Genomic DNA, 21,300 nt, shown 5'->3' with positions numbered 1-21,300 from the left:
ACCGTATTACAATCTACCGTAATATGATTCAAAAACCTGTCAACACGAAGATTCCCGCAAGGCGCGGTCCGGGCGTGTCTTCAGCGATTTCGAGGGGTAAAAGTGCAACCGAAAGAACCGGTCATTGCATTGCAAAGACACGGTTTTTTCTCAGATGAGCTAGAATATATGCAGCCTGTGATCGGCGATCTTTTGAGATCGCGGATCGAGCGGGCCACCCTTCCATCAACGGAAACCGCATGGTCGCCCGGACTTCCGACTTGCGGCCTTCGGCAGTCAGTCAGCGGCCCAGAAGCGCCGGGATACCCCGATGGCAGGCCATCCGAAACTGTCGGAGCAAGGGATCAGCGACCGAGGGCGCAGCGGGAATTGGCCCCCGCTGCGCCCTCGGTTTCGGCATCAACGCAGGGCCGACCCGGCGCCCAGTGCGATCTGAAGCTGCGCCCAGGCCTGCGCTGCGTCGTTCTGGGCGCTGGCCACACCCCGCCGCGCCTGTGCCCGCGAGCGTTCGACTTGCAGCAGATCCAACAGCAGCAGCGAACCATCGGCAAAGTTCTGCTCCGCCAGGCCATAGGCCTCCTGCAGCGATTGGTCCGCGCGCCGCATCAGGTCGGTGCGCTGGCGGAAGTTGCGCAGATTGGACTGCGCGGTCTGCACGTCGTTGACCGCCTGCGACACGGCCCCACGCCAAGTGATCTCGGCCTGCGCGGCCTCGGACACACGGGTGTCTCGGACGGACCGAAGGGCGCCTTGGTTCAGCAGCGGCAGCGACAGTTGCGGCCCGAAGCTCCAGCTGTCGCTGCCGGGGTTGTTGCTGCTCACATTGCCGATCAGCGACAGCGAGGGATAGAGATCAGCCTCGGCCACCCCCACCCGCGCGACTGCCGCCTGCAGCTGATGCTCGGCCTCGCGCACGTCGGGGCGGTTGCGCAACAAATCGGCGGGCACACCGGCGCGGGGTGTCGCCGGGACGCGCAGCATGGCCGCGCCGCGCTGCATCTCGGCCACCAATGGCGCGGCGGGACGGTCCAAAAGCAGCGCCAGCCCGAAGACCTGCGCGTTGAAGGCGGCTTGCAAGGTCGGCAGATCGGCGCGGGCCAGATCGAGCTCGGCCTGCGCCTGCGACAGCTCGAACCGGGTGGCGCCGCCCGCGGCGATGATGCCGCGGGTGATCTCGACCGTCCGCTCGCGCGAGGCGAGGGTCTGCCGCGTCAGGGCCATGCTCTCCTGATAGAAGCGGGCGTTGCCATAGGCGGCGATCACCTCGGCGATCCAGGCGAGCCGGGCGGTCTGCGCCCCGGCCTCGGCCGACAGAAGCGCGGCGCCGGCGGCCTCGCGTAGGCGCTGCCCGCCACCGAACAGGTCGAGGACGAATCCCGCGCTCAGGGTGCCGGTTTCCAGCCGCGTGGCCGCTCCGGTGCCGGGATCGCTGCGCAGGGTCGCAACCGAGGTCTCGCCGCCGAACTGGCTGGCCAGCACGCCGGTGCCCCGCAGCCCGGCCTGAGCGGCGCGGATGCGTTCCTCCGCCGCCCGAACCGAGAGGTTGGCGTTCAACCCCTCGGCAATCAGCGCACTGAGCATCGGGTCGTTGAAATCGGACCAGAAGGCGCGGGTCGCCAGGTCGCCGCCGGGAAGCGTATCGCCCTCGACATAGGTGGCGGGCAGCGGCAGGTCGGGCCGGACCGAGGGGTCGGGCCTCATGGCACAGGCCGACAACAGCGCAAGCGCGGCAAGCGCCCCGGCGGGACGGGTGATCAAGGTGGTCATTGCGCGATGTCCTTCCGGGTCTTGCGACCGAAGCGTTCGACGAGGGCGAGGATGGCGACATAGAAGGCCGGCACCAAGAAGATCCCGATCGCGCCCGACGAGGTCATGCCGCCCAGAACGCCGATGCCGATCGAGTGCTGTGCCGCGGCCCCGGCTCCGCTGGCGATGGCCAGCGGAAGCACGCCCAGCATGAAGGCGAAGGTGGTCATCAGGATCGGCCGCAGGCGCATCATCGCGGCTTGCGTCGCGGCCTCGCGCAGGGGCTTGCCCTCCTTGTAGAGCTGCTGCGCGAACTCCACGATCAGGATCGCGTTTCGCGCGGCCAGCCCGATCGTCGTCAGAAGGCCCACCTTGAAGTAGACGTCGTTCGACTGACCGAAGGTCTGCGCCGCCAGCACCGCGCCGAGGATGCCGATCGGCACCGCCAGCATCACCGAGAACGGCACCGACCAGCTTTCATAAAGCGCCGCCAGTGCGAGGAAGACCACCAGCGCCGCCAGTGCGAACAGCATCGGCGCTTGATTGCCCGAGAGTCGCTCCTGATAGGACAGCCCGGTCCAGGACACGGCATAGCCGCCGCCCAGATCCGCCACCAATTCCTCCATTGCCAGCATCGCGTCGCCCGACGACAGGCCCGCTGCCGCCTCGCCGCTGATCTCGATCGCGCCGGTGCCGCCGAAGCGCGAGATGCCCTGCGCCTGATCGTCCCAGACCTGCCGTGAGAAGGCGGAGAACGGCACCATCTCGCCGGCGGTGTTGCGGGCGTACCAGCGGTCGATGTCCTCGGGCGCCGAGCGGGCGTCGGTCATGCCCTGCACGATCACCGGGCGCAGATCGTTGCCCAGAGTGAAGTCGTTGACCTCGCGCCCCGAGAAGATCACCGAGAGCATGGCGTTGATCTCGGTGATCGACAGGCCATAGGCGCGCGCCTGCTGCTGGTCGATGTCGAGCCGCAGTGCGCTTTGGAACGGCGCGCTGTTGCCGCGCAGGTTGGTCACGCGCCCGTCGGCCATGCCGGCCGCGACCAGCCGGTCGGCGGCGTCGGACAGGGCCTCGGGGCCGTTGTTGGCCTGATCGACGAGGTACATCGAGAAGCCGGCCGAGGCGCCCAGCCCCTGAATTGCCGGCGGCTGCAGGAAATAGACCATGCCGCCGCGGTTGTTCATGTAGAAATAGCCGTTCAGCCGGTTCACCAGATCGGCGGCCGCGAGGCCGGTGCGGTCCTCGTAATCCTTCAGCTTCACGAACAGCATTGCGCCGTTCTGCCCCGGCCCCGACATCGAGAAGCCGACGATGCCGAACACGGCCTCGACGCTCTCGGCCTCGGCGCTGAGCAGATGGCGTTCCACATCGCCCAGAAGGGCCTCGGTCACCGCCATGGTCGAGCCGCGCGGAGCCTCGACCATGGCCATCAGCACGCCCTGATCTTCCTGCGGGATGAAGGACGACGGCAGGGCCTGAAAGCGGTCGAAGGTGACATAGCTCAGACCCAGAAGCAGCAGGATCATGAAGATCGGCCGCTTCACCAGCGTCCGCACGCTGCTGCCATAGCCGCGCGTCAGACGGTCCAGCCCGGTGTTGAACCACCGCGCGAGGAAGAAGCCGCCGCCGTGCTTGCGTGCCTTCAGCATCGTCGCGCACATCGCCGGCGTCAGGATCACCGCGACGCCCAGCGACAGCACCATCGCGCTGATGATCGTCACCGAGAATTGCCGGTAGATCACCCCGGTCGAGCCGGTCATGAAGGCCATCGGCAGGAACACCGCCGACAGCACCGTGACGATGCCGACCAGCGCCGAGGTGATCTCCTTCATGCTGCGCTCGGTGGCCTCGACGGGGCCGAGGCCGGTCTCCTCCATCACGCGCTCGACGTTTTCCACCACGACGATCGCGTCATCGACCAGAAGGCCGATCGCCAGCACCAAAGCGAACATGGTCAGCGTGTTGATCGAGAAGCCGAACAGCGACAGGATGCCGAAGGTCCCCAGCAGCACGACCGGAATGGCGATCACCGGGATCAGCGTCGCCCGCCAGTTCTGCAGGAACACGAGGATCACCACGAACACCAGCGCCACGGCTTCCAGAAGGGTCTTGTAGACCTGACTGATTGATTTCTCGACGAAGGGCGAGGTGTCGTAGGGAATGACGATCTCGACGCCCTCGGGCAGCGAGGGGGCGATGCGGTCCAGCGTCGCGCGGACGGCTTCGGCGGTGCTGACCGCGTTGGCGCCGGTGGCGAGGTTGATGGCAAAGCCGGTCGCCGGGCTGCCGTTGTAGCGCGTGGCGAAGTCGTACATGTCCTGACCGATCGAGATGTCGGCCACATCGCCGAGGAACACGGTCGAGCCGTCCTCCAGCACGCGCAGCAGGATGCCCTCGAATTCCTCGACCGTGGACAGCTGCGACTGCGCCGAGATCGGGATCGTCAGACGCTGCCCCTGCGGCGCGGGCTGGCTGCCCAAGGTGCCGACGGTGACGTTGGTGTTCTGCTCGCCCACGGCGGCCATCACGTCCGAGGGGACGACCTGATACTGCACCATCCGCATCGGATCGAGCCAGATGCGCATCGCATAGCCCGCGCCGAAGGACTGGATCGAGCCCACGCCGGGGGTGCGCAAGATCGGGTCCTCGACCATCTGCGCGGCGATGTCGCCCAGCTCCACCGACGAGATGCTGCCATCCGCGCTGGTCATCGAGGCGACCATCAGAATGGACGAGGTCGAGCGCGCGACGGACAGGCCGTTCTGCTGCACCACGGTCGGCAGCTGCGCCTGCGCCAGCTGCAGACGGTTCTGCACCTGCACCTGCGCGATATCGGGATCGATGCTGTCGTCGAAGGTCAGCGAGACGGTGGCCGACCCGGGCGCCGAGCTCGAGGTCATGTAGATCATGCCGTCGATGCCGGTCATCGCATCCTCGACGACCGTGGTCACCGAATCCGCGACGATCTCGGCCGAGGCGCCGGTATAGACCGCGCGGATCTGCACGGTGGTCGGCGCGATCTCGGGGTACTGGGCGATCGGCAGGCGCATCAGGCCCATGGCGCCCAGCACCATGGTCACGATGGCCAGAACCCAGGCGAAGACAGGCCGGTGAATGAAGAATTGCGCCATGCCCGGTTACTCCGTCGCGGCCGGCGCGTCGGTTGCGGCGTCGGCGGGCAGCGTGTGGACGATGCCGTACTCGTCGACCCGCGCGGGCACCGGCTGCACCGGCGCTCCGGGCTGCAGGCGGCCGAAATTGTCGACGATCAGCTGGTCACCTGCGGTCAGACCCTCGGTGATGATCCAGTGATGATTGTAGCTGCCGACATCGGTGACCTGCCGCGGCTGGGCCGCGCCCTCCTCAAGCAGCCAGACGCTGAGATTGCCCTGCCGGTCCCGCGTCGCCGCCGCCTGACTGACGAGGAAGCCCTCGGTGCGGCCGATCTCGATCTGGCCGCGCAGGAACATGCCGGGCAGGATGCGGAATTCGGGGTTCTCGAAGCGGAAGCGGGTGTCGATGGCGCCCGTGGACATCGACACCTCGAAGCCCGGCGCGACCAGCTCGCCCTGCGTGGCATAGGGGGTGCCGTCGTTCAGGATCAGCGTCGCGCGCAGGTTCTGCGCCTCGGCGCCGCCACCCAGATTTTCGACCAGCTGCTGCAGCCGCGCGACCGGGCCGAAGAGATCGACCTCGATCGGATCAAGCCGCGTCACCCGCGCCAGCGCCGTGGCCTGACCGGCCGAGACCAGATCGCCCACCGAGACCTGCGCCACCCCCGCCATGCCGGCGATCGGGCTGGTGATCGTGGTCCAGCCGAGCTCCATCTCGGCCAGCCTTGCGCCCGCTTCGGCCGCTGCCAGCCCCGCCTGCGCCTGATCCAGCACCGAGCGCGCGCTGTCGACATTGGCCTGCGTGGTGCCGGTGCCGACCAGACGCTCGGCGCGCTCGAAGGCCGATTGCGCCTCACGCAGCGCGGCCTGCGCCGAGGCGACCTGCGACTGCGCCTGTGCGAGGCTGGCCTCGTAGGTGGCGGCTTCGACGCGGAACAGCGGTGTGCCGACCTCGACCTCTTGCCCGGCGGCATAGAGGATCTCGGTGATCATGCCGGACACGCGCGGGCGGATATCCGTCGATTCCGCCGCGACGGCCCGTCCGGGGATGATCGCGAGCTGCGGCACGGATTCGGGCTGCAGGGTGATCACGCCCACCGGGGTCGGCGGCATCTGGTCCGGCGCGCCCTGCGCGACGGCGGTCGTCGCCGCCCCTGCCAAAAAGGCCCCGAGCGCCAACGCAAGACCTGTCCGGGCCTTGGCCGGATAAGCGGTTGAGTACACCATGTTTCCCTCTGTTCCGTCTTGTTGCCGGGGCGGACCACGCGACCCGCCCGCCGTCGATGTCGAAGGGCATGGCGAGAGGAAGCGCGGATGTACGCACCGGAACCTTCCGGGGAGAGATAGGCAGACTGCGTTTCCTGTTTAGGTCTGTTATGTTACATAACATTTCTGCGCAGAGAGATTTGTGTCTGAATGTTTCTGACCGCAGTGCAGCAACGTTCGGATGCAAATCTCCTCTTCACCCTCGGTGCCATCGTGTAAGACGGGCCGAGGCGGGCCAAGGCTCCGCTGCCCCGTGACCGCCGGATCAGGAGATCGCATGGCCTCGATCCTCGTCGTCGATGACGACGCCGAAATCCGCACCCTGCTGCAGCGCTATCTGCGCGAGCAGGGCTTCCGCGTGCGCATTGCGCAGGACCGGGCCGAGTGCCGGGCAGAACTGGCGCGCGCGCGGCCGGATCTGATCGTTCTGGACGTGATGCTGCCCGATGGCTCGGGGCTGGAGATCTGCCGCGCGCTTGGCGACCAGACGCCGAAGATCCCGGTGATCCTGCTGACCGCACTGCGCGAGGAGATCGACCGCATCGTCGGGCTGGAGCTTGGCGCCGACGATTACCTCGGCAAGCCCTTCAACCCGCGCGAGCTGGTCGCCCGGATCAAGGCCGTCCTGCGCCGCAGCACGCCCGAAACGGGCCCGGTGCCCGAGGCCGGCGAATATCGGCTGGGCGACATCACCGTGACCGTGGCCCAGCGGCGGGTGACCGATGGCACCGGGGCCGAGATCGAGCTGACCTCGGCCGAGTTCGACCTGTTCCATGTGTTCCTTGAACGCCCCGGCCGCGTGCTGTCGCGCGAGCTTCTGCTCGATCTGACCCGCGGGCGCGATCATGACCCGCTTGACCGTTCCGTCGACGTCCTGATGAGCCGCCTGCGCCGCAAACTCTCGGTCGCGGTGGAGGGGCCGGTGTTCAAGACCGTGCGCAACGGCGGCTACCAGCTGGTGCTGAGCCCCTCGGCCACCGACGACCAGCCGTCCGCGACATGAACTCGATCCGCTTCCGCCTTGCCTGCCTCTTGGTGGTCTCGGTGCTGGTCATCAACCTTCTGGCCGTCGCCCTGATGATGGCGATCATCGAGCCCCGCCTCAGCGCCGCGATGATGGCGCCGATCGCGGACCAGATCGACCGTCTGGCCGAAGCGGCCGAGCGCGATCCGGCCAGCGTGGCGCTGCTGGGGGCCGTGGTTCAGGACGCGCCCCTCACCGGCACGCCGGACGAAAAGGCGACCGAGATGCTGCGCGGCATGCTGGCCGATCTGGGACTCGAGCGCGACCTGCAGGTGCTCTATCGACCCGGCCTCGTCGGCGCGACGGCGCTGGTGGCGCTGTCGAACGGGCAGTGGATGAGCGTCGTGATCCCCGACCTCAGCTCGCAGAGCAGCGGCTTCGACGCGCTGGTGATCTGGCTCAGCGTGCTGACCATCGGCACCGGCCTTGTGTCCTTCTATGCGGCCTGGCGGGTGACGGTGCCGTTGAAGCTGCTGCATGACACGATGCTGACGATCGGCACCGACGGCGTGCCGGCGCCCCTGCCCGAGGCCGGCCCGATGGAGGTGAAGCAGACGGCGATGGCGATCAACCGATTGTCGGCGCGGCTGCGCAAATCCATCGCCAGCCGGATGCGCGTGGTCGCTGCCGCGGGCCATGACCTGCGCACGCCGCTGACCCGCCTTCGGCTGCGCGCCGAGTTCATCCGCGACGACACCGACCGCGAGAAATGGCTGGCGGATCTGGCCGAACTGGAAGGCATCGCCAACAGCGCCATCCGCCTCGTGCGCGAGGAAACCGGCAACGAGGATCGGGCGGAGATCCAGCTTGATGCGCATCTGCGCGGCGTGGTCGAGGATCTTCGCGCCGCTGGCCATGCGGTGCGTCTGAACATCGAGGCGGCGCCGGTGGTCCGCGCCGGACCGATCGCGCTGCGGCGCGCCCTGAGCAACCTGATCATCAACGCCGCGACCCATGGCGGGGGGGCGGAAGTCCATCTCTCCGCCCGCGACGGAAAGGCTGTGATCCGCATCACCGATGAAGGCCCCGGCATCCCCGAGGCGTTGCTGGAGCAGGTGTTCGAGCCCTTCTTCAGCGCCGATCCGGCCCGCCGCCGGACGGTGCCGGGCGCGGGCCTCGGGCTGTCGATCACCCAGAGCATCCTTGAGCGGCTGAATGGCTCGGTGACGATCAGTAATCGCCCCTCGGGCGGGTTGGAACAGCGCGTGGAGCTGACTATCGCCCCTTAGGCCGACAGCCTCGCGCGCGGTTCCGTTGTCATCGGTCATCGGTAGCCAGCCGGCTCAGGACGTCCCATCCATGACCTTGCCGACGTAATCGTCGAAGGTGATCACGCCGCCCTCGGCCTCGGTCCGGCCCTGATCGCGCGTTGGCAGCACGGGCTGCAACATGTCGATCCGCTTCCACGAGGGGAAGGGCTGTTGGCCCGCCTCGTCCGGGACATAGGGGCTGGCCGCGACGCGCGTGTGCTTGTGGATGTAGCGCGCGCAGTTGAGGAAGCAGGCCGTCACCTCAACCCGCACCAGAAGATTGGCGCCGGGGTAGTCCGCCAGCAAAGGGTCATCATCCAGCACGCGGGCCCGGCCCTGCACCCGGATGCGGTGCGGCGTCTCCAGATCGATGAACAGAAGCCCGACCTTCGGCGCGGCGGCGATATTGCCCATCGATTTGAACATGCCGTTGCCGTCGTAATTGGGGAAGACCAGCGTCTTCGCGTCCAGCACCTGGACCATGCCGACGGGCCCGCCCTTGTAGCTGACGGTCGGCTCGCCCTCGGCGCTGACGGTAGACAGGAAGAAGAAATCGCGGCTTTCGAGGAAGGGAATATGCGGCGCCTCGATCTCGTCGCGGACGATGGCCTGCACGACGGCATCGGCCAGCTTGAGGCTGTCGTGGTCTGCCTGTAGCGCGCGCTGTTCAGGCGTGTAGAATTGGTCGGCGGTCAGCATCGGAGCACTCCTGTCTGGCGGCGCCCGGCCGGAACCGGGCGCCGGCGCCTCATTCGGCGGGCGTGGTTTCGGGGCTCTCGACGTCCGCCTCGAGCGGGCGGGCGAACTCGTTGTCGAAGGCCATCACCGCCGGCGCGGGCTTGCGGTTGAACATCAGCCGGAACACGTCGGGGCGGGCATAATGGCCGCAGGGATCGGCGGCCGCCTTGCCGATGGCGATCATGTTCAGATCGATCTCGGCGATCACCAGCCCTTCTTCATCCGGCGCGAGATTGGTACCCAGGAGCGAGCCGTCCGGTGCGAAGATCCGCGCATAGCCGCCGCCGCGCTTCAGCAGCTGCTGCTTGACCGGCGTGTCACACAGGGCCTCGATCATCGCGTCCGACACCGTGGCGCAGGGGGCGATCACGAAACACTGGCCTTCGACCGCATACATCCGGCTGGCCGAGGTGTTGACCTCCGGCCCCAAGGCATAGGCGCCGCCCTCATAGACCGAGAAGCTGGGCCAGGCGCCGATATGGATCTGCTCGTTCTGCGAGAACATGGCGTATTTGTTCAGCGGATGGATATGCTCCCAGCAACACAGCGCGCCGACCCGGCCGAGATCGGTGTCATAGACCCGCATGTCGCTCCCGTCGCCCTCGCCGTAGACGGTGCGCTCGACATGGGTGGCCTTCAGCTTCTTGCGGCGCGACAGAACCTCGCCATCCGGGCCGTAGTGCCATTGCGCGATATAGAGCGTGCCGTTCTCGTTCCACGACAGGCCCATCACGACGTGGATGCCATGGGCGCGGGCGGCTTCGGCCAGACGCTTGTCCTGCGGGCTGCCGACCTTGATCGAATTCGCGGCATAGACCGGGACATTGTGCATCGTCAGGGCCGGTGCATCGAGCCAGATGTACCACGGATAGCCGGGCAGGAAGGTCTCGGGGAAGGCAACCAGCTTGGCGCCCTGCGCGGCGGCCTCGGCGATCAGGCCGATCGCCTTGTCGACGCTGGCGTCGAGATTCATGAAAATGGGGGATGCCTGAACGGCGGCGACTTTGAAAGGGGTGGTCATGGGGGCCTCTCTGCGGTGGGTTTGTGATTATCGGATGAGCTTACGAGGCCGAAACGCCGGCGCGCTTGCCGGCTTGGGCGGAAAATGCTGTACTTTTGAGCGGCGGCGCGGGGTTTGGCGCGGCCCGGGTCCGACCTCTGCTAGGGTGACCGCATGGAACAGCGATTCAGCACGCAGGAAGCACATCCCGCCGACCGCTTCGCCTATTGGCGCGAAGCGGTGTGCAGCAGCTATGTGCCCTTGGATTGCGCCACGGCCGAGTCGCACAGATTCCACGGCCGGATCGATCTGACACGGCGCGAGGTGCTGTCCTCGTCGCAGGTGAGCGGGTCGAACCAGACCGTGAGCCGTCGCTTGCACAGTGCCTCGATGGGCGAGGACGAGACCTTCCTCGTCAGCCTGCAGCTGAAGCGGACCGGGTTTCTGGAACAGGACGGTCGGCTGGCCCGCCTGGAACCCGGCGACTTCGCGCTCTACAGCAGCTCCAGCCGCTATCGCCTGACGCTGCCCGATGATTTCGCGCAGCTGGTTCTGCAATTCCCGCGCGCGGATTTTCTGGCCCGCCTGCCCTCGGCCGAAGGGCTGACCGCTGTCACCGCACCGAGGACCGGCGGCTTCGGCGCGATTGCGCGCGAGCTTCTGCCCCGGTTGGTCGAGGCGCTGGAGACCACCCCGTCACAAGCCCAGCATAGCGCCCAGCAGACGATCATCGACCTGCTCGTCGCGGCCTTTGCCTCGATGATGCCGGAGCGTGTTACGCTGCATTCGCATGACCAGCTGGTCCTGCTGCGGGCCCGTAGTTACATCGCCCGCAACCTGAGCGACCCCGCGCTGGACCGCGAGGCCGTCGCGCGCGACGTAGGTCTGTCGGTGAGGCGTCTGAACGAGATATTTCAGGCCGACCACAGCTCCCTCAGCCGCGATATCGCGCAGGCGCGGATCAACCGTGTCGCGGCGGATCTGGCCAACCCGCTCTACGCAAAGCGCTCGGTCAGCGAGATCGCCTTCGCCAATGGCGTCACGAATTTTCAGAGCTTCTCGCGCCTGTTCCGGGCCAAGATGGGCCAGACGCCGTCTGAGTATCGGGCGTCTCTGTCCAGCGCGCCGTAAACGCCCCCGTCAGCCCTGCCCCAAGCGCTGCAGCAGGCGGGCGTAGACCTCCTGCCCGCGGCGGAAGCTGTCGAGCCGGAAGAACTCGTCCGGCGCATGCAGGTTCTCGTCGTCATGCGAGAAGCCCAGCATCACGGCGTGTACCCCCAGCACCTCGGCAAAGGTCGACAGGATCGGGATCGAGCCGCCAACCCGTGTCCGATAGGGCGCGCGGCCATAGACCTCGGCCAGCACCTCCGAGGCCACCGACCCGGCATTGTGACCCGCGGGGGCAAGGAACGGCGGGGCGCCGCCGGGCAGGACCTTCAGCTCGGCCGTGACACCGAACGGCGTGACACGCTGTACCTGTGCCTCGATGGCGCGGGCCACAGCCTCAGGCGTTTGCGCGGCGACCAGCCGGCAGGTGATCTTCGCCCGGGCTTCTGCCGGAAGCACGGTTTTCGACCCCGGCCCCTGCCAGCCCGAGGTCAGCCCGTTCACATCCAGCGTCGGCCGCGCCCAAAGACGCTCGCGCGTGGTATAGCCCGGCTCGCCGGTGGTCGCGGGGGCGCCGGTTTCGGCCAGATAAGCGGCCTCGTCATAGGGGATGCGGGCGATGGCCGCGCGGGTCTCGTCGTCGAGGTCGATCACGTCGTCATAGAAGCCCGGCACGGTCACCAGCCCCTCGGTCGATTTCAGCTGCGCGAGCATCTGCGCCAGCGCCAGCGCCGGATTGGCGATGCCGCCGCCATGAAGCCCCGAATGCTGGTCCGAGCGCGGGCCCCGCACCACCAGTTCCAGCTTCAACATCCCCTTCAGCGCCTCGATGATCTGCGGCTGATCGGGCGACCATTGCAGACCATCGGCCGAGAAGATCATGTCCGAGGCCATCTCTCCGGCCATGGTCCGCACGGCGTCGGGAATGCTGGGCGAGCCGATTTCCTCCTCGCCCTCGAAGAAGAACTTCACATTGACCGGCAAGCGGCCCTCGGTCGCCATCACGGACTCGATGCCAAGGATCGCGGCCATCACCCCGCCCTTGTCGTCCGAAGCCCCGCGGCCCCAGATCTTGCCGTCGCGGATCTCGGGCTCGAAAGGCGGTGAGGTCCAGGCGTCGTAGGGTTCGGGCGGCTGCACGTCGTAATGACCGTAGATCAGGATCGTCGGCTTGTCAGACCCGGCACCCAGCCATTCGGCGAAGACAACGGGATGGCCTGCGGTCGGCACCACGCGCGCCTCGGCGATGCCGGCAGCCTTCAGCCGTGCCACCACCCAATCGGCGGCGCGCAGCATGTCCGGGGCGTGGCCGGGATCGGCCGAGACCGACGGGATGGCGATCAACGCCTTCAGCTCGTCGATGAACCTTTCCTGATGATGGTCGAGATACTCGTTCCAGCGCATGGTCCTGACCCCCGTGATGCCGTACACTTATGACCGGAGCCTAGGGTGCCCGCGCCGCGCGCGCCAGTGTCTTCTGGGTTGTCCTGCGACAACGCGCGGCTTCAAGGGCGTCGCGGTTGATTTCGCGGCACCGGTGCCTTGTGTCGTGCCCAGTCTTCAGGCCGTTGCACTGCGCTTGTCGCGGGAGCATGGGGCGGATAGCGTCTCAGCCGCTCTGCTCACTGATGGAAGGAACCGCCATGACATCGCAGCCTTTGGAGATCCCGCCCGGCAATGCCATGTTCGACGGCTATCGCGCCGCGTTCGAGACCTATGGCTTTTCGCCGGCCGTGAAATCGAAGGGCTTCCTGTTCATCTCGGGTCAGGTCGGGGTTCGCCCGGATGGCACCACGCCGGACGATGTCGCCGAGCAGACCGAATGCGCCTTGCGACGGATTGAGGAATTGCTGCGCCTCGCCGGGCTGACCTTCGCGGATCTCGTGGATGTCACCAGCTACCATGTCGATATCGAAAACACCCTGCCCGCCTTCATGGAGGCCAAGCGCAGGATCATCACCGCCCCCTATCCGGCGTGGTCGATCATCGGCATTTCCGGCCTGAGCCGCCCCGCGCTGAAGGTCGAGATCAAGGCCACCGCCGCGCTTCGCGACTGACAGGGCGTTGTTGCAGCACTCAGCCGGTGAAGGATTAACATCACGAATCCATGTGGTTAGACGGATGGCCGCCTTTTTGCAACAATGCCGCCTGCTGACCGGCGCGACGCAGGAGATGAAGGTCGCGCGCGAGGAAACCTTCGGCCCCTTGGCGGCGGTGATCCCGTTCCGCACGGAAGCCGAGATTCTGGACTGGGCCAATGCCTCGGAATTCGGGCTGGCGGGCTATGTCTTCACCCGCGATCTGAACCGTGCCTGGCGGATGGGCGAAGGGTTGGAGACCGGCATGGTCGGCATCAATACCGGCGCGATCTCGACCCCGGTGTCGCCCTTCGGCGGCGTCAAGCAATCGGGCTTCGGGCGCGAGGGCTCGCTCTACGGCTGCGACGATTATCTGGACATCAAGGCGATGTGCTTCGGCGGGTTGGGATAGCCGGGGCCAACCGCCACGCCCGCAAGACTGCCGGGCATGGCGGCGGCAGGCCGTTACAGCATGTCTTCCGAAACTGCGTCGCCCCAAGGTGTCATGATCTCGGTCGCGCCGCAGTTCCGGCCGCCTTCGCGCATCACCCCGGCGGGCACGGCGAAGGCATAGGGATGCACGGTGCGCCGGGCGGTCTTGACCGGGCCGACTTTTGCCAGCGCCTCGGCCACTTCCGGGGGCAGTGTTTCGTCCATCACCGTGCCGCTGGCGCCCGAGGCGTCGATACGCGGCGTGTGGAAGGCGTCCTCCAGATCCATGCCGAAATCCGCGATGAAGCTCACGAGGTTCGTCACCGCCGGCAGGATCTTCCGCCCGCCCGAGGCGCCGATGGCGAACATGCGGTCACCGGCGCGGCCCAGGGTCGGACAGACATTCATCAGGCAACGCTTGCCCGGCGCCAGCGAGTTCGGTTTGCCGGGCTCGGGGTCGAACCACATGATCCCGTTGTTCAAAAGCATCCCGGTCTGCGGCGAAACGACATGACTGCCGAACATCGACAGCAGGGTCTGGGTCACGTTGACCATATTGCCCTGCCGGTCGACGACGCTGAAGGTCGTGGTGCAGGCCGGCGCCTGCGGGGATTCCCCGGTGTCGCCACCCGTTTCCAGCCGTTCGCGGTAGGCGTTGCCGAGGGACGCGGCCATCGCGGCATAGCTCTCGGGTCCCGGTGCGGCGCCGGGGGTGAAGGCCTGCTCCATCAGGGCCAGCGCCTTGACCAGCTCGCCCCCGGCCGACAGGCCCGAGGGCGCGAAGATCTCGGCCTCGCGGTAGCGGATGTGACGCGGCGCCGAGGCCTTGGCGCGGTAGGCCGCCAGATCGGCCAGCGACAGCGAGCCGCCCTTGGCCTCGACGTCCTCGACCAGCTGCCGGGCGACCTCGCCCTCGTAGAACTCCCGCGCACCGTGCTCGGCCAGCCGGCGCAGGGTCGCGGCATGGGCACGCTGGTCGAGCCGCGCCTCGGACAGCGCGGTCCAGCCGGCGATGTTCGGCCATTGCCCGTCGGTCAGGAACAGCGAGGCGGCATCCTTGTCCTCGGCCAGTTGCCGCGTCGACGAGGCGATCATCAGCGAGGCATACCAGTCGATCAGCATCCCCTCCTCGGCCAGGGCCACGGCGGGCGCCAACAGCTCGGCCCAGTCGCGCCGACCGTAGAGGCTGTGCGCCAGCTCCATCCCGGCGACGGTGCCCGGTACGGCCACCGCGGTCGCGCCGTAGATGTTGCGGTCGTCCTTGACGCGGGTCCAGGGGAACAGGTCGCCCGCCTTCTTGCCGGGCTCCAGAGGATAATCCTCCAGCCGCAGACCCGAGGGCGCGCGCATGCCGAATTCGATGGTCTCGGCCCGGCCCTCGTCGGCGCGCCAGAGCGTCATCATGCCGCCGCCCATCGGCCCGGACATCCAAGGCTCGACCACGCCGACGGCGAAGGACACGGCGACGGCGGCGTCGATCGCATCGCCGCCGGCGGCCAGCACGGCGGCCCCCACCTCGGCCGCGCGGCGGTGCTGCGAGGCGACCACGCCGCCCTCGGTCCAGACGACCTGCTTGCGGGTGATCTGCGTTCTGGAGAGATTGCTCATGCCTTGCCTTTCTTCAATCCGCACGGCGCCGCGCGCCGATCATCAGGGCCAGTCCCGCCAGCGCCGGAGCGAGGCCGGACAGGATCAGCCCGGTCGCATAGCCCTCGGTCGAGGCGAAAACGACCTGTACCAACAGCGGGCTGACCACATAGCCCGCGAACAAAACGAAGGTGCCGGCGGCGGTGATCTCGCCCACCTTGCCCTCGGGCGCCGTCTCGGCGAGGCCCGTGAGGAACACGCCGTTCCACGACACCACCGTGACCCCCGCGAGGGCTGAGAGCAACAGGATCCAGCCGGTCGGGCTGTCCCGGCTGATGGTCGCCAACAGCCCCATCGTCACGCCCGAGACGAGGCACAGCCCGGTCAGCGCCCGCACCGTGTCGCCCAGCACATCGGCCAGCCAGCCCATCGCCACCCGACCGACGATGCCGGTACCTTGCAACAGCGCGAAGCCCGCACCTGCGGCGGCGAGCGACCAGCCCGCCTGATCCGACAGGAACACCGGATAGAAGCCCATCACCACGCCCTGCGCGATGCCGAGGCAGAAGCCCGCCACCGTCACCAGCCGCAAGGGCCGCGAGCGCAGCAGAAGCCCGATCAGCCGAATGGGCGCCAGCAACAGCTCGGCCCGCGGCAGGCGCTGTGCGGGCGGCGGGCGATCGTCGACCTCGCCCTTCCACAAGCCCAGCAGCGCGGCCGAACCAAGCGCCAGCCCGGCGGCCAGCATCAGCGCGGCCGGAACGCCGCCCCAATGCAGCGCGGCGGCGGGCAGCATGAGCCCGGCCGCGAGGCCGCCCAAGGGCACCCCCGCCTGCTTGATGGAAAAGATCGTCGCGCGCCGCTCGCGGGGAACGACGCGCATCAGCAGATCGGCGCCCGCGGGCGTCGACGTGCCATATCCCAACCCGATGACGACGCTGGCCAGCAACAGCGCTTCCCAGCGGCCAAAGGCACACAGAACCAGCGCGGCGGCGCTGACGACGCAGCCAAGCTGAAGTTGCCGGATCGAGGCCATGCGCGACAACATCGTCGGCCCCCAGAGGAAGAAGACCATCGATCCGAACGCATTGGCCGAGGACAATTGCCCCACGGCCTCGGGCGGCATGCCGGCCGCCGCAGTCAGGGGCATGCCCAGAAGCGGCAGCACCCGCCCCATCAGGGCGAGCACCGCCTGCACCAGCGTCACCACCGCGACGATCGGCAGCCAGGCCGGCGCGGCGCGGTCGGAGAGGCTGCTCACGCGAGGGCTCCCGAAACACTGGGGGCGATCAGATCACCCATTGGAAGCCGTCGATCTTGATGTCCTGCCCGGTGACGAAGCAGGGCTCGGACAAAGACAGGAAGGCCACCACATTCGCCACATCGGCGGGCGTCCCGGTGCGCTGAAGGGCGATGCCGCTGACCAGCTCGTCCTTGCGCGCGCGGATCAGATCGTTCGACCGCTCGGTCTCGATGATGCCGGGGCAGACGGCGTTGACCAGCACATGCGGCGCCATCTCCTTGGCCAGCGCCTTGGTCATGCCCAGAAGGCCGGCCTTCGCGGTGGTATAGGCGAATTTCGACACGGCCGAGGTCACCCCCCCGGTATGCGCATTGAGCGAGGACATCATCACGATGCGCCCGGCCTGTGCCTGCATCATCCCCGGCGCGACGGCACGGGTCCAGTTGAAACAGCCCTTCAGGTTGATGGCGATGGTGCGGTCGAAACTGTCCTCGGTGATCTCGCAGATGCCGTCGGTGTTCGACTTGCCGGCATTGTTGACGAGGATCGCGATCGGGCCGGTCTGGGCCTCGACCTCGGCGACAATCTCCTGCGCGCGGACGAAATCCGAGACATCGGCCACGAAGGTCCGGCAGCTGCGGCCCATGGCTTCGATCTCGGCCTTGGTATTGGCCAGATCCTCGGGGATCAGATCGACGAGGACGATGTCACAGCCCTGGCGGGCCAGCTCGTGCGCGCAGCCGCGGCCGATGCCGCGCCCCCCGCCGGTGACGATGGCAGTCTTGGTCATGGTAGAGCAGTCTCCGTGGTCTTCGTCGCGGGCGGGAACACCTGTCCCGCGAAATGGCAGGCGACCTGTTGGTCGCCCACGATCCGGTCGGCCGGATCTTCCTGCCGGCAGATCGGTTGCACATGCGGGCAGCGCCCCTGGAACCGGCAGCCCTGCGGCAGGTTCGAGGCATCCGCCGGTTCGCCCTTCAGCCAGAAATTCTCGGTGACACGAGGTCCGTTCACCTTGGGAATCGCGGCCAGAAGGGATTGCGTATAGGGGTGCTTGGGATGGTCCATCAGCTGATCGACCGGCCCCATCTCGACGATCCGGCCGAGATACATCACCGCCACGCGGTGACACATCAGCCGCACCACCGACAGGTCGTGCGAGATGAAGATATAGGTCAGATCGAACGTGTCGCGCAGATCGCGGAACAGCCGCAGCACCGTCGCCTGCACCGAGACATCCAGCCCCGCCGTCGGCTCGTCGAGGATCACCACCTCGGGGTTCAGCATCAGGATCCGGGCGAGCCCGACCCGCCGCTGCTGACCGCCGGAGATCTCGTGCGGGAACAGCTCGGCATGGCCGGCGGGCAGGCCGACCGAGGTCAGGATCTCGCGCACCTTGGCCAGCCGTTCGGCCCGGGGCAGCTTCGTGTGGATGATCAGCGGCTCTTCCAGCGACTTGCCGATCTTCCAGCGTGGATCGAGCGAGGCACCGGGGTCCTGATAGGCGTATTGCAACCGCCGGCGTAGCTCGCGCGCTTCGCGCGGGGAGCGTCCGGCGATCTCCTTGCCTTCGAAGACGATGGAGCCCGAAGTCGGCGCCTGAATGCCCATCAGCGTTTTGCCCAGCGTGGACTTGCCGCAGCCGGATTCGCCGACCAGCCCGAGGATCTCGCCCTCGGCCAGATCGAAACTCACCCCGTCCAGCGCGTTGATCGCACCGAGCTTGCGGGCGAAGGGGCCGCGGATCGGGAAGCGGACGGTCAGGTCCGTGACCTTGAGGATCGGGGCGTCGCTCATGCTTGGATCTCCTGCCGGGCCGGGGCGGGCTGGGTGGGGAACAGCGGATGGGCGCAGCGCACGACATGCGCGGGGCCCGCAAGATCGGGGGTCGGCCGGGTGCGGCAGGCCTCGGTCGCGCGGTCGCAGCGGGTCTGGAAGCGGCAACCCGGCGGCGGGGCGTAGAAGCTGGGCAGCTCGCCCGGAATGCCGGTCATGCCGCCGCCCCCTTCGGGCAGCGAAGCCAGCAGCCGCGCGGTATAGGGATGCGTCGGGCGGTTGAAGAACTCGGAGACCGGCGCTGCCTCCACGTCCTGACCTGCGTACATCACCGTGATCCGGTCGCAGATCTCGTAGGCCGAGCCGAGATCATGCGTCGTCAGCATCACCGCCACTCCGCGATCATTGGCAAGCCGCCGCAACAGCCCGAGGATCTGCGCCTGGATCGTCACATCCAGCGCCGTCGTCGGCTCGTCGGCGATGATCAGATCGGGCTCGGGCAGCAGGGCCATGGCGATCATCAGACGCTGCCGCTGCCCGCCCGAAACCTCGTGCGGATATTTGCGCAACAGCTGCTCGGGGCGGGGCAGTTGCACGAGGTTCAGCATCTCCAGCACCTTCTCGCGGTCGGCCTTGCGGCGCGCGCGCGGATAGGGCGTCAGCAGCGCGGGCATCCGGCTGGAAGCACCCTCGCGTCGGGGCGATTTCCATTTCATCAGCTCGTCGATCTGCTGGCCGATGGTGAACACCGGGTTCAGCGAGGTGAACGGATCCTGCGGGATGAAGGTCACTCGCCGCCCCCGGATCGCCTGCTGCTGCGCCGTCTGCGCCGGGTCCAGCATGTCGGTGCCGTCGAAGCGGATGCGGCCGCCCCGGATTTCCAGCGAATGGCGCGGCAGGATGCCGAGGATCGCGCTGGCCAGCGTAGTCTTGCCGCAGCCGGACTCGCCCACGAGGCCCATGATCTCGCCCCGTCGCATCACCATGTTGGCGCCGTCGAGGATATGGGCGAAGCTGCCCTTCCCGCGAAAGCCGAGCGAGAGGGAATCGACGGTGAGAAGCGGTTCGGTCATCGGCTTCCCTTTCTCAGTTTCGGGTCGAGGATGTCGCGCAGGCCGTCGCCCAGCAGGTTGAAGCCCATCACCACGAGGAAGATCGCAAGGCCGGGCGCGGCGGCGTACCACCAGGCGTCAGGCAGGAATTCCCGCGCCTCGGAGATGGTGCGGCCCCATTCCGGCGTCGGCGGCGGCGCCCCGAGGCCGAGGAACCCCAGCGCCGCGGCGGTGAGGATCGTGGCCCCCATGCCGATCGAGGTCCGCACGATGATCGCCGAGGCGGTGTTGGGCAGGATATGCATCACCATGACCCGCCAGTCCGAGGCCCCGAGCGCCTGTGCCGCCTCGACGAAGGTCTGCTTTTTCAGCGACTTGGTCTCGGCATAGACGAGGCGCGCCCAGAACGGCCAATAGGTCACCGACAGCGCGAGGATCACGTTCTCCACCGACGGCCCCAGCGTCTGGGCGATGGCGATGGCCAGCACGATCTGCGGCACGGCGAGGAAGATGTCCGAGGTCCGCATCAGGAAGCCGCCGGTGAAGCCGTCGTAATAGCCGGCGATCAGACCGATCGGCACGCCGATGGCGACGGCCACGCCCACCGCGATGACGGCGATGGTGATGGTGATCCGCGCGCCGAACAGCAGCCGCGAGAAAACATCGGCGCCCATCCGGTCGGTGCCGAACAGATGCTCGGCCGAGGGTGGCTGCAGGCGGTCAGCAAGGTGGAAGGCGGTGACGTCTTCAGGGTACGGCGCGATCCACGGGGCCAGCACCGCCACCACGATCAGGCCGAAGATCAACAGGGCCCCCAGCGCCGCCGCGCGGTCGGACATGAGGCGTTTGAGCGCGTTCATTTCAGGGTCCTCGGGTCGATGAAGGTATGGATGATGTCGACGAGGAGGTTCACGCCGATGAAGACGATGCCGACGATGATCGAGAAGCCGAGGATCGCCTTGGTGTCGGATTGCAGGATCGATTGCACGGCATAGGTGCCAAGGCCCGGCCAGTCGAACACCGCCTCGACGACCACGGCGCCGGCGAAGAGCGCGCCGAAGATCAGGCCGATCTGCGTCACGGTCGAGATCAGCGCGTTGCGCAGGACGTATTTCCAGATGATCAGCGGGGTCGGGAAGCCCATCGCGCGCTCATAGGTGACGTAGTTAGAGTTGATCACCTCCAAGACGCCCGCACGGGTGAAGCGCACCAGCGTCGCGGCGGCCGGCAGGGCCAGGGTAAACGCGGGCAGGATCATGTGATGCAACGTGTCGCGCAGGCTTTCCCAATCGCCCGACAGGATCGAGTCGATGACATAGAAGCCCGTGATCTCGTCGGGCCCCCAGCCGGACACTCGACCGTTCAATGGCATCCAGCCCAGACGGGTGGAGAAGAACATCTGCAGTTCCATCGCCAGCCAGAAGCTGGCCACGGCAAGGCCCGAGACCGAGAGCACCCGCAACACCTGATCGGTCAGCGAGTTTCGTCGCACGGCCGAGATCACCCCTGCCGGCACCCCCAGACCGATGGCGATGATCATCGCCGCGAAGGTCAGCTCCAGCGTCGCGGGCAGGCGGTGCATCAGATCGTCCGAGATGGCGCGACGGGTATAGAGGCTGCGCCCCATGTCGCCGGTCGCCAAATCGCCGATGTAGCGGCCGAACTGGACGTGCAGCGGCTGGTCAAGCCCCATCTCGGCCCGCAGGGCCTGGACCTGTGCCTCGGTCGCGTTCTCGCCGGCGACGATACGGGCGGGGTCGGTCGGGATCACGTTCGAGATGAAGAAAACGAGGAACACGAGGCCGAACAGCGTCGGGATGAACCAGACAAGGCGTGACAGGACAAGTTCCAGTCTGCGCATGGACAAGCTCCGATCGGGCTGGTG

At 67.5% G+C, this 21,300-nt stretch carries 18 protein-coding genes; 5 read left to right on the top strand and 13 right to left on the bottom strand.

Annotated features, from left to right (window positions below):
- Nucleotides 1-399: 399 nt before the first annotated feature.
- The 3 genes from BCY78_RS03735 to BCY78_RS03725 are packed head-to-tail and all read right to left on the bottom strand — an operon-like array spanning nucleotide 400 to nucleotide 6,089.
- Nucleotides 400-1,767: an efflux transporter outer membrane subunit gene (locus BCY78_RS03735; RefSeq protein ID WP_068298048.1), complete on the bottom strand. Its 1,368-nt coding sequence runs from the start codon at nucleotides 1,765-1,767 to the stop codon at nucleotides 400-402.
- Complete coding sequence (locus BCY78_RS03730; RefSeq protein ID WP_068298045.1) at nucleotides 1,764-4,880, bottom strand: multidrug efflux RND transporter permease subunit; 3,117 nt, start codon at nucleotides 4,878-4,880, stop codon at nucleotides 1,764-1,766. Before BCY78_RS03730 ends, BCY78_RS03735 begins: the two co-directional genes overlap by 4 nt.
- A 6-nt stretch (nucleotides 4,881-4,886) precedes the next feature.
- Entirely contained in the window at nucleotides 4,887-6,089 is a 1,203-nt protein-coding gene (locus BCY78_RS03725) for an efflux RND transporter periplasmic adaptor subunit (RefSeq protein ID WP_068298044.1), read from the bottom strand.
- Between the two features lie 316 nt (nucleotides 6,090-6,405).
- On the opposite strand from BCY78_RS03725, the gene BCY78_RS03720 reads away from it, so the two are divergent.
- Nucleotides 6,406-7,131 carry a response regulator gene (locus tag BCY78_RS03720; RefSeq protein WP_068298041.1) on the top strand — a complete coding sequence of 242 codons (726 nt, stop codon included), beginning with the start codon at nucleotides 6,406-6,408 and terminating at the stop codon, nucleotides 7,129-7,131.
- Nucleotides 7,128-8,381 (top strand): ATP-binding protein, encoded by a 1,254-nt coding sequence (locus BCY78_RS03715; RefSeq protein ID WP_068298039.1) that lies wholly within the window; start codon nucleotides 7,128-7,130, stop codon nucleotides 8,379-8,381. Before BCY78_RS03720 ends, BCY78_RS03715 begins: the two co-directional genes overlap by 4 nt.
- A gap of 54 nt (nucleotides 8,382-8,435) precedes the next feature.
- Here the strand turns inward: BCY78_RS03715 and BCY78_RS03710 are convergent, their stop codons facing one another.
- The gene (locus BCY78_RS03710; protein WP_068298036.1) at nucleotides 8,436-9,101 is read right to left on the bottom strand and encodes a pyridoxamine 5'-phosphate oxidase family protein; all 666 of its coding nucleotides are present in this window, start codon (nucleotides 9,099-9,101) and stop codon (nucleotides 8,436-8,438) included.
- 49 nt (nucleotides 9,102-9,150) lie between these two features.
- On the bottom strand, nucleotides 9,151-10,161 hold the full coding sequence (locus BCY78_RS03705; protein ID WP_068298033.1) for a carbon-nitrogen hydrolase family protein: 1,011 nt from the start codon (nucleotides 10,159-10,161) through the stop codon (nucleotides 9,151-9,153).
- A gap of 153 nt (nucleotides 10,162-10,314) precedes the next feature.
- On the opposite strand from BCY78_RS03705, the gene BCY78_RS03700 reads away from it, so the two are divergent.
- Entirely contained in the window at nucleotides 10,315-11,271 is a 957-nt protein-coding gene (locus tag BCY78_RS03700; protein WP_068298031.1) for a helix-turn-helix domain-containing protein, read from the top strand.
- Between the two features lie 9 nt (nucleotides 11,272-11,280).
- Here the strand turns inward: BCY78_RS03700 and BCY78_RS03695 are convergent, their stop codons facing one another.
- Nucleotides 11,281-12,651 carry a dipeptidase gene (locus tag BCY78_RS03695; protein ID WP_068298028.1) on the bottom strand — a complete coding sequence of 457 codons (1,371 nt, stop codon included), beginning with the start codon at nucleotides 12,649-12,651 and terminating at the stop codon, nucleotides 11,281-11,283.
- A 239-nt stretch (nucleotides 12,652-12,890) separates the two neighbouring features.
- Here BCY78_RS03695 and BCY78_RS03690 point away from each other — a divergent pair, with 239 nt between their 5' ends.
- Together BCY78_RS03690 and BCY78_RS03685 are read left to right on the top strand one after the other, a co-directional pair.
- On the top strand, nucleotides 12,891-13,304 hold the full coding sequence (locus tag BCY78_RS03690) for a RidA family protein (RefSeq protein ID WP_068298025.1): 414 nt from the start codon (nucleotides 12,891-12,893) through the stop codon (nucleotides 13,302-13,304).
- Nucleotides 13,305-13,368: 64 nt separating this feature from the next.
- Nucleotides 13,369-13,737: an aldehyde dehydrogenase family protein gene (locus tag BCY78_RS03685; protein WP_068298023.1), complete on the top strand. Its 369-nt coding sequence runs from the start codon at nucleotides 13,369-13,371 to the stop codon at nucleotides 13,735-13,737.
- 53 nt (nucleotides 13,738-13,790) lie between these two features.
- Here the strand turns inward: BCY78_RS03685 and BCY78_RS03680 are convergent, their stop codons facing one another.
- The 7 genes from BCY78_RS03680 to BCY78_RS03650 are packed head-to-tail and all read right to left on the bottom strand — an operon-like array spanning nucleotide 13,791 to nucleotide 21,276.
- Nucleotides 13,791-15,365 (bottom strand): gamma-glutamyltransferase, encoded by a 1,575-nt coding sequence (locus tag BCY78_RS03680; protein ID WP_068298021.1) that lies wholly within the window; start codon nucleotides 15,363-15,365, stop codon nucleotides 13,791-13,793.
- A gap of 13 nt (nucleotides 15,366-15,378) precedes the next feature.
- On the bottom strand, nucleotides 15,379-16,605 hold the full coding sequence (locus BCY78_RS03675) for an MFS transporter (RefSeq protein WP_068298016.1): 1,227 nt from the start codon (nucleotides 16,603-16,605) through the stop codon (nucleotides 15,379-15,381).
- 28 nt (nucleotides 16,606-16,633) lie between these two features.
- Nucleotides 16,634-17,377, bottom strand: coding sequence for an SDR family NAD(P)-dependent oxidoreductase (locus BCY78_RS03670; RefSeq protein ID WP_068298013.1), 744 nt, complete (start codon nucleotides 17,375-17,377; stop codon nucleotides 16,634-16,636).
- On the bottom strand, nucleotides 17,374-18,384 hold the full coding sequence (locus tag BCY78_RS03665; protein WP_068298011.1) for an ABC transporter ATP-binding protein: 1,011 nt from the start codon (nucleotides 18,382-18,384) through the stop codon (nucleotides 17,374-17,376). Before BCY78_RS03665 ends, BCY78_RS03670 begins: the two co-directional genes overlap by 4 nt.
- The gene (locus BCY78_RS03660) at nucleotides 18,381-19,436 is read right to left on the bottom strand and encodes an ABC transporter ATP-binding protein (protein ID WP_068298008.1); all 1,056 of its coding nucleotides are present in this window, start codon (nucleotides 19,434-19,436) and stop codon (nucleotides 18,381-18,383) included. The genes BCY78_RS03665 and BCY78_RS03660 overlap by 4 nt, the downstream gene beginning before the upstream one ends.
- Entirely contained in the window at nucleotides 19,433-20,275 is an 843-nt protein-coding gene (locus BCY78_RS03655) for an ABC transporter permease (protein ID WP_068298005.1), read from the bottom strand. The genes BCY78_RS03660 and BCY78_RS03655 overlap by 4 nt, the downstream gene beginning before the upstream one ends.
- Nucleotides 20,272-21,276, bottom strand: coding sequence for an ABC transporter permease (locus BCY78_RS03650; RefSeq protein WP_068298002.1), 1,005 nt, complete (start codon nucleotides 21,274-21,276; stop codon nucleotides 20,272-20,274). Before BCY78_RS03650 ends, BCY78_RS03655 begins: the two co-directional genes overlap by 4 nt.
- Nucleotides 21,277-21,300: the final 24 nt, after the last annotated feature.

This window comes from Pararhodobacter sp. CCB-MM2, assembly GCF_001691415.1.
In the GTDB taxonomy this organism is placed as follows: Bacteria; Pseudomonadota; Alphaproteobacteria; order Rhodobacterales; family Rhodobacteraceae; genus Pararhodobacter.
This window is presented reverse-complemented; position numbering and strand designations above follow the sequence as displayed.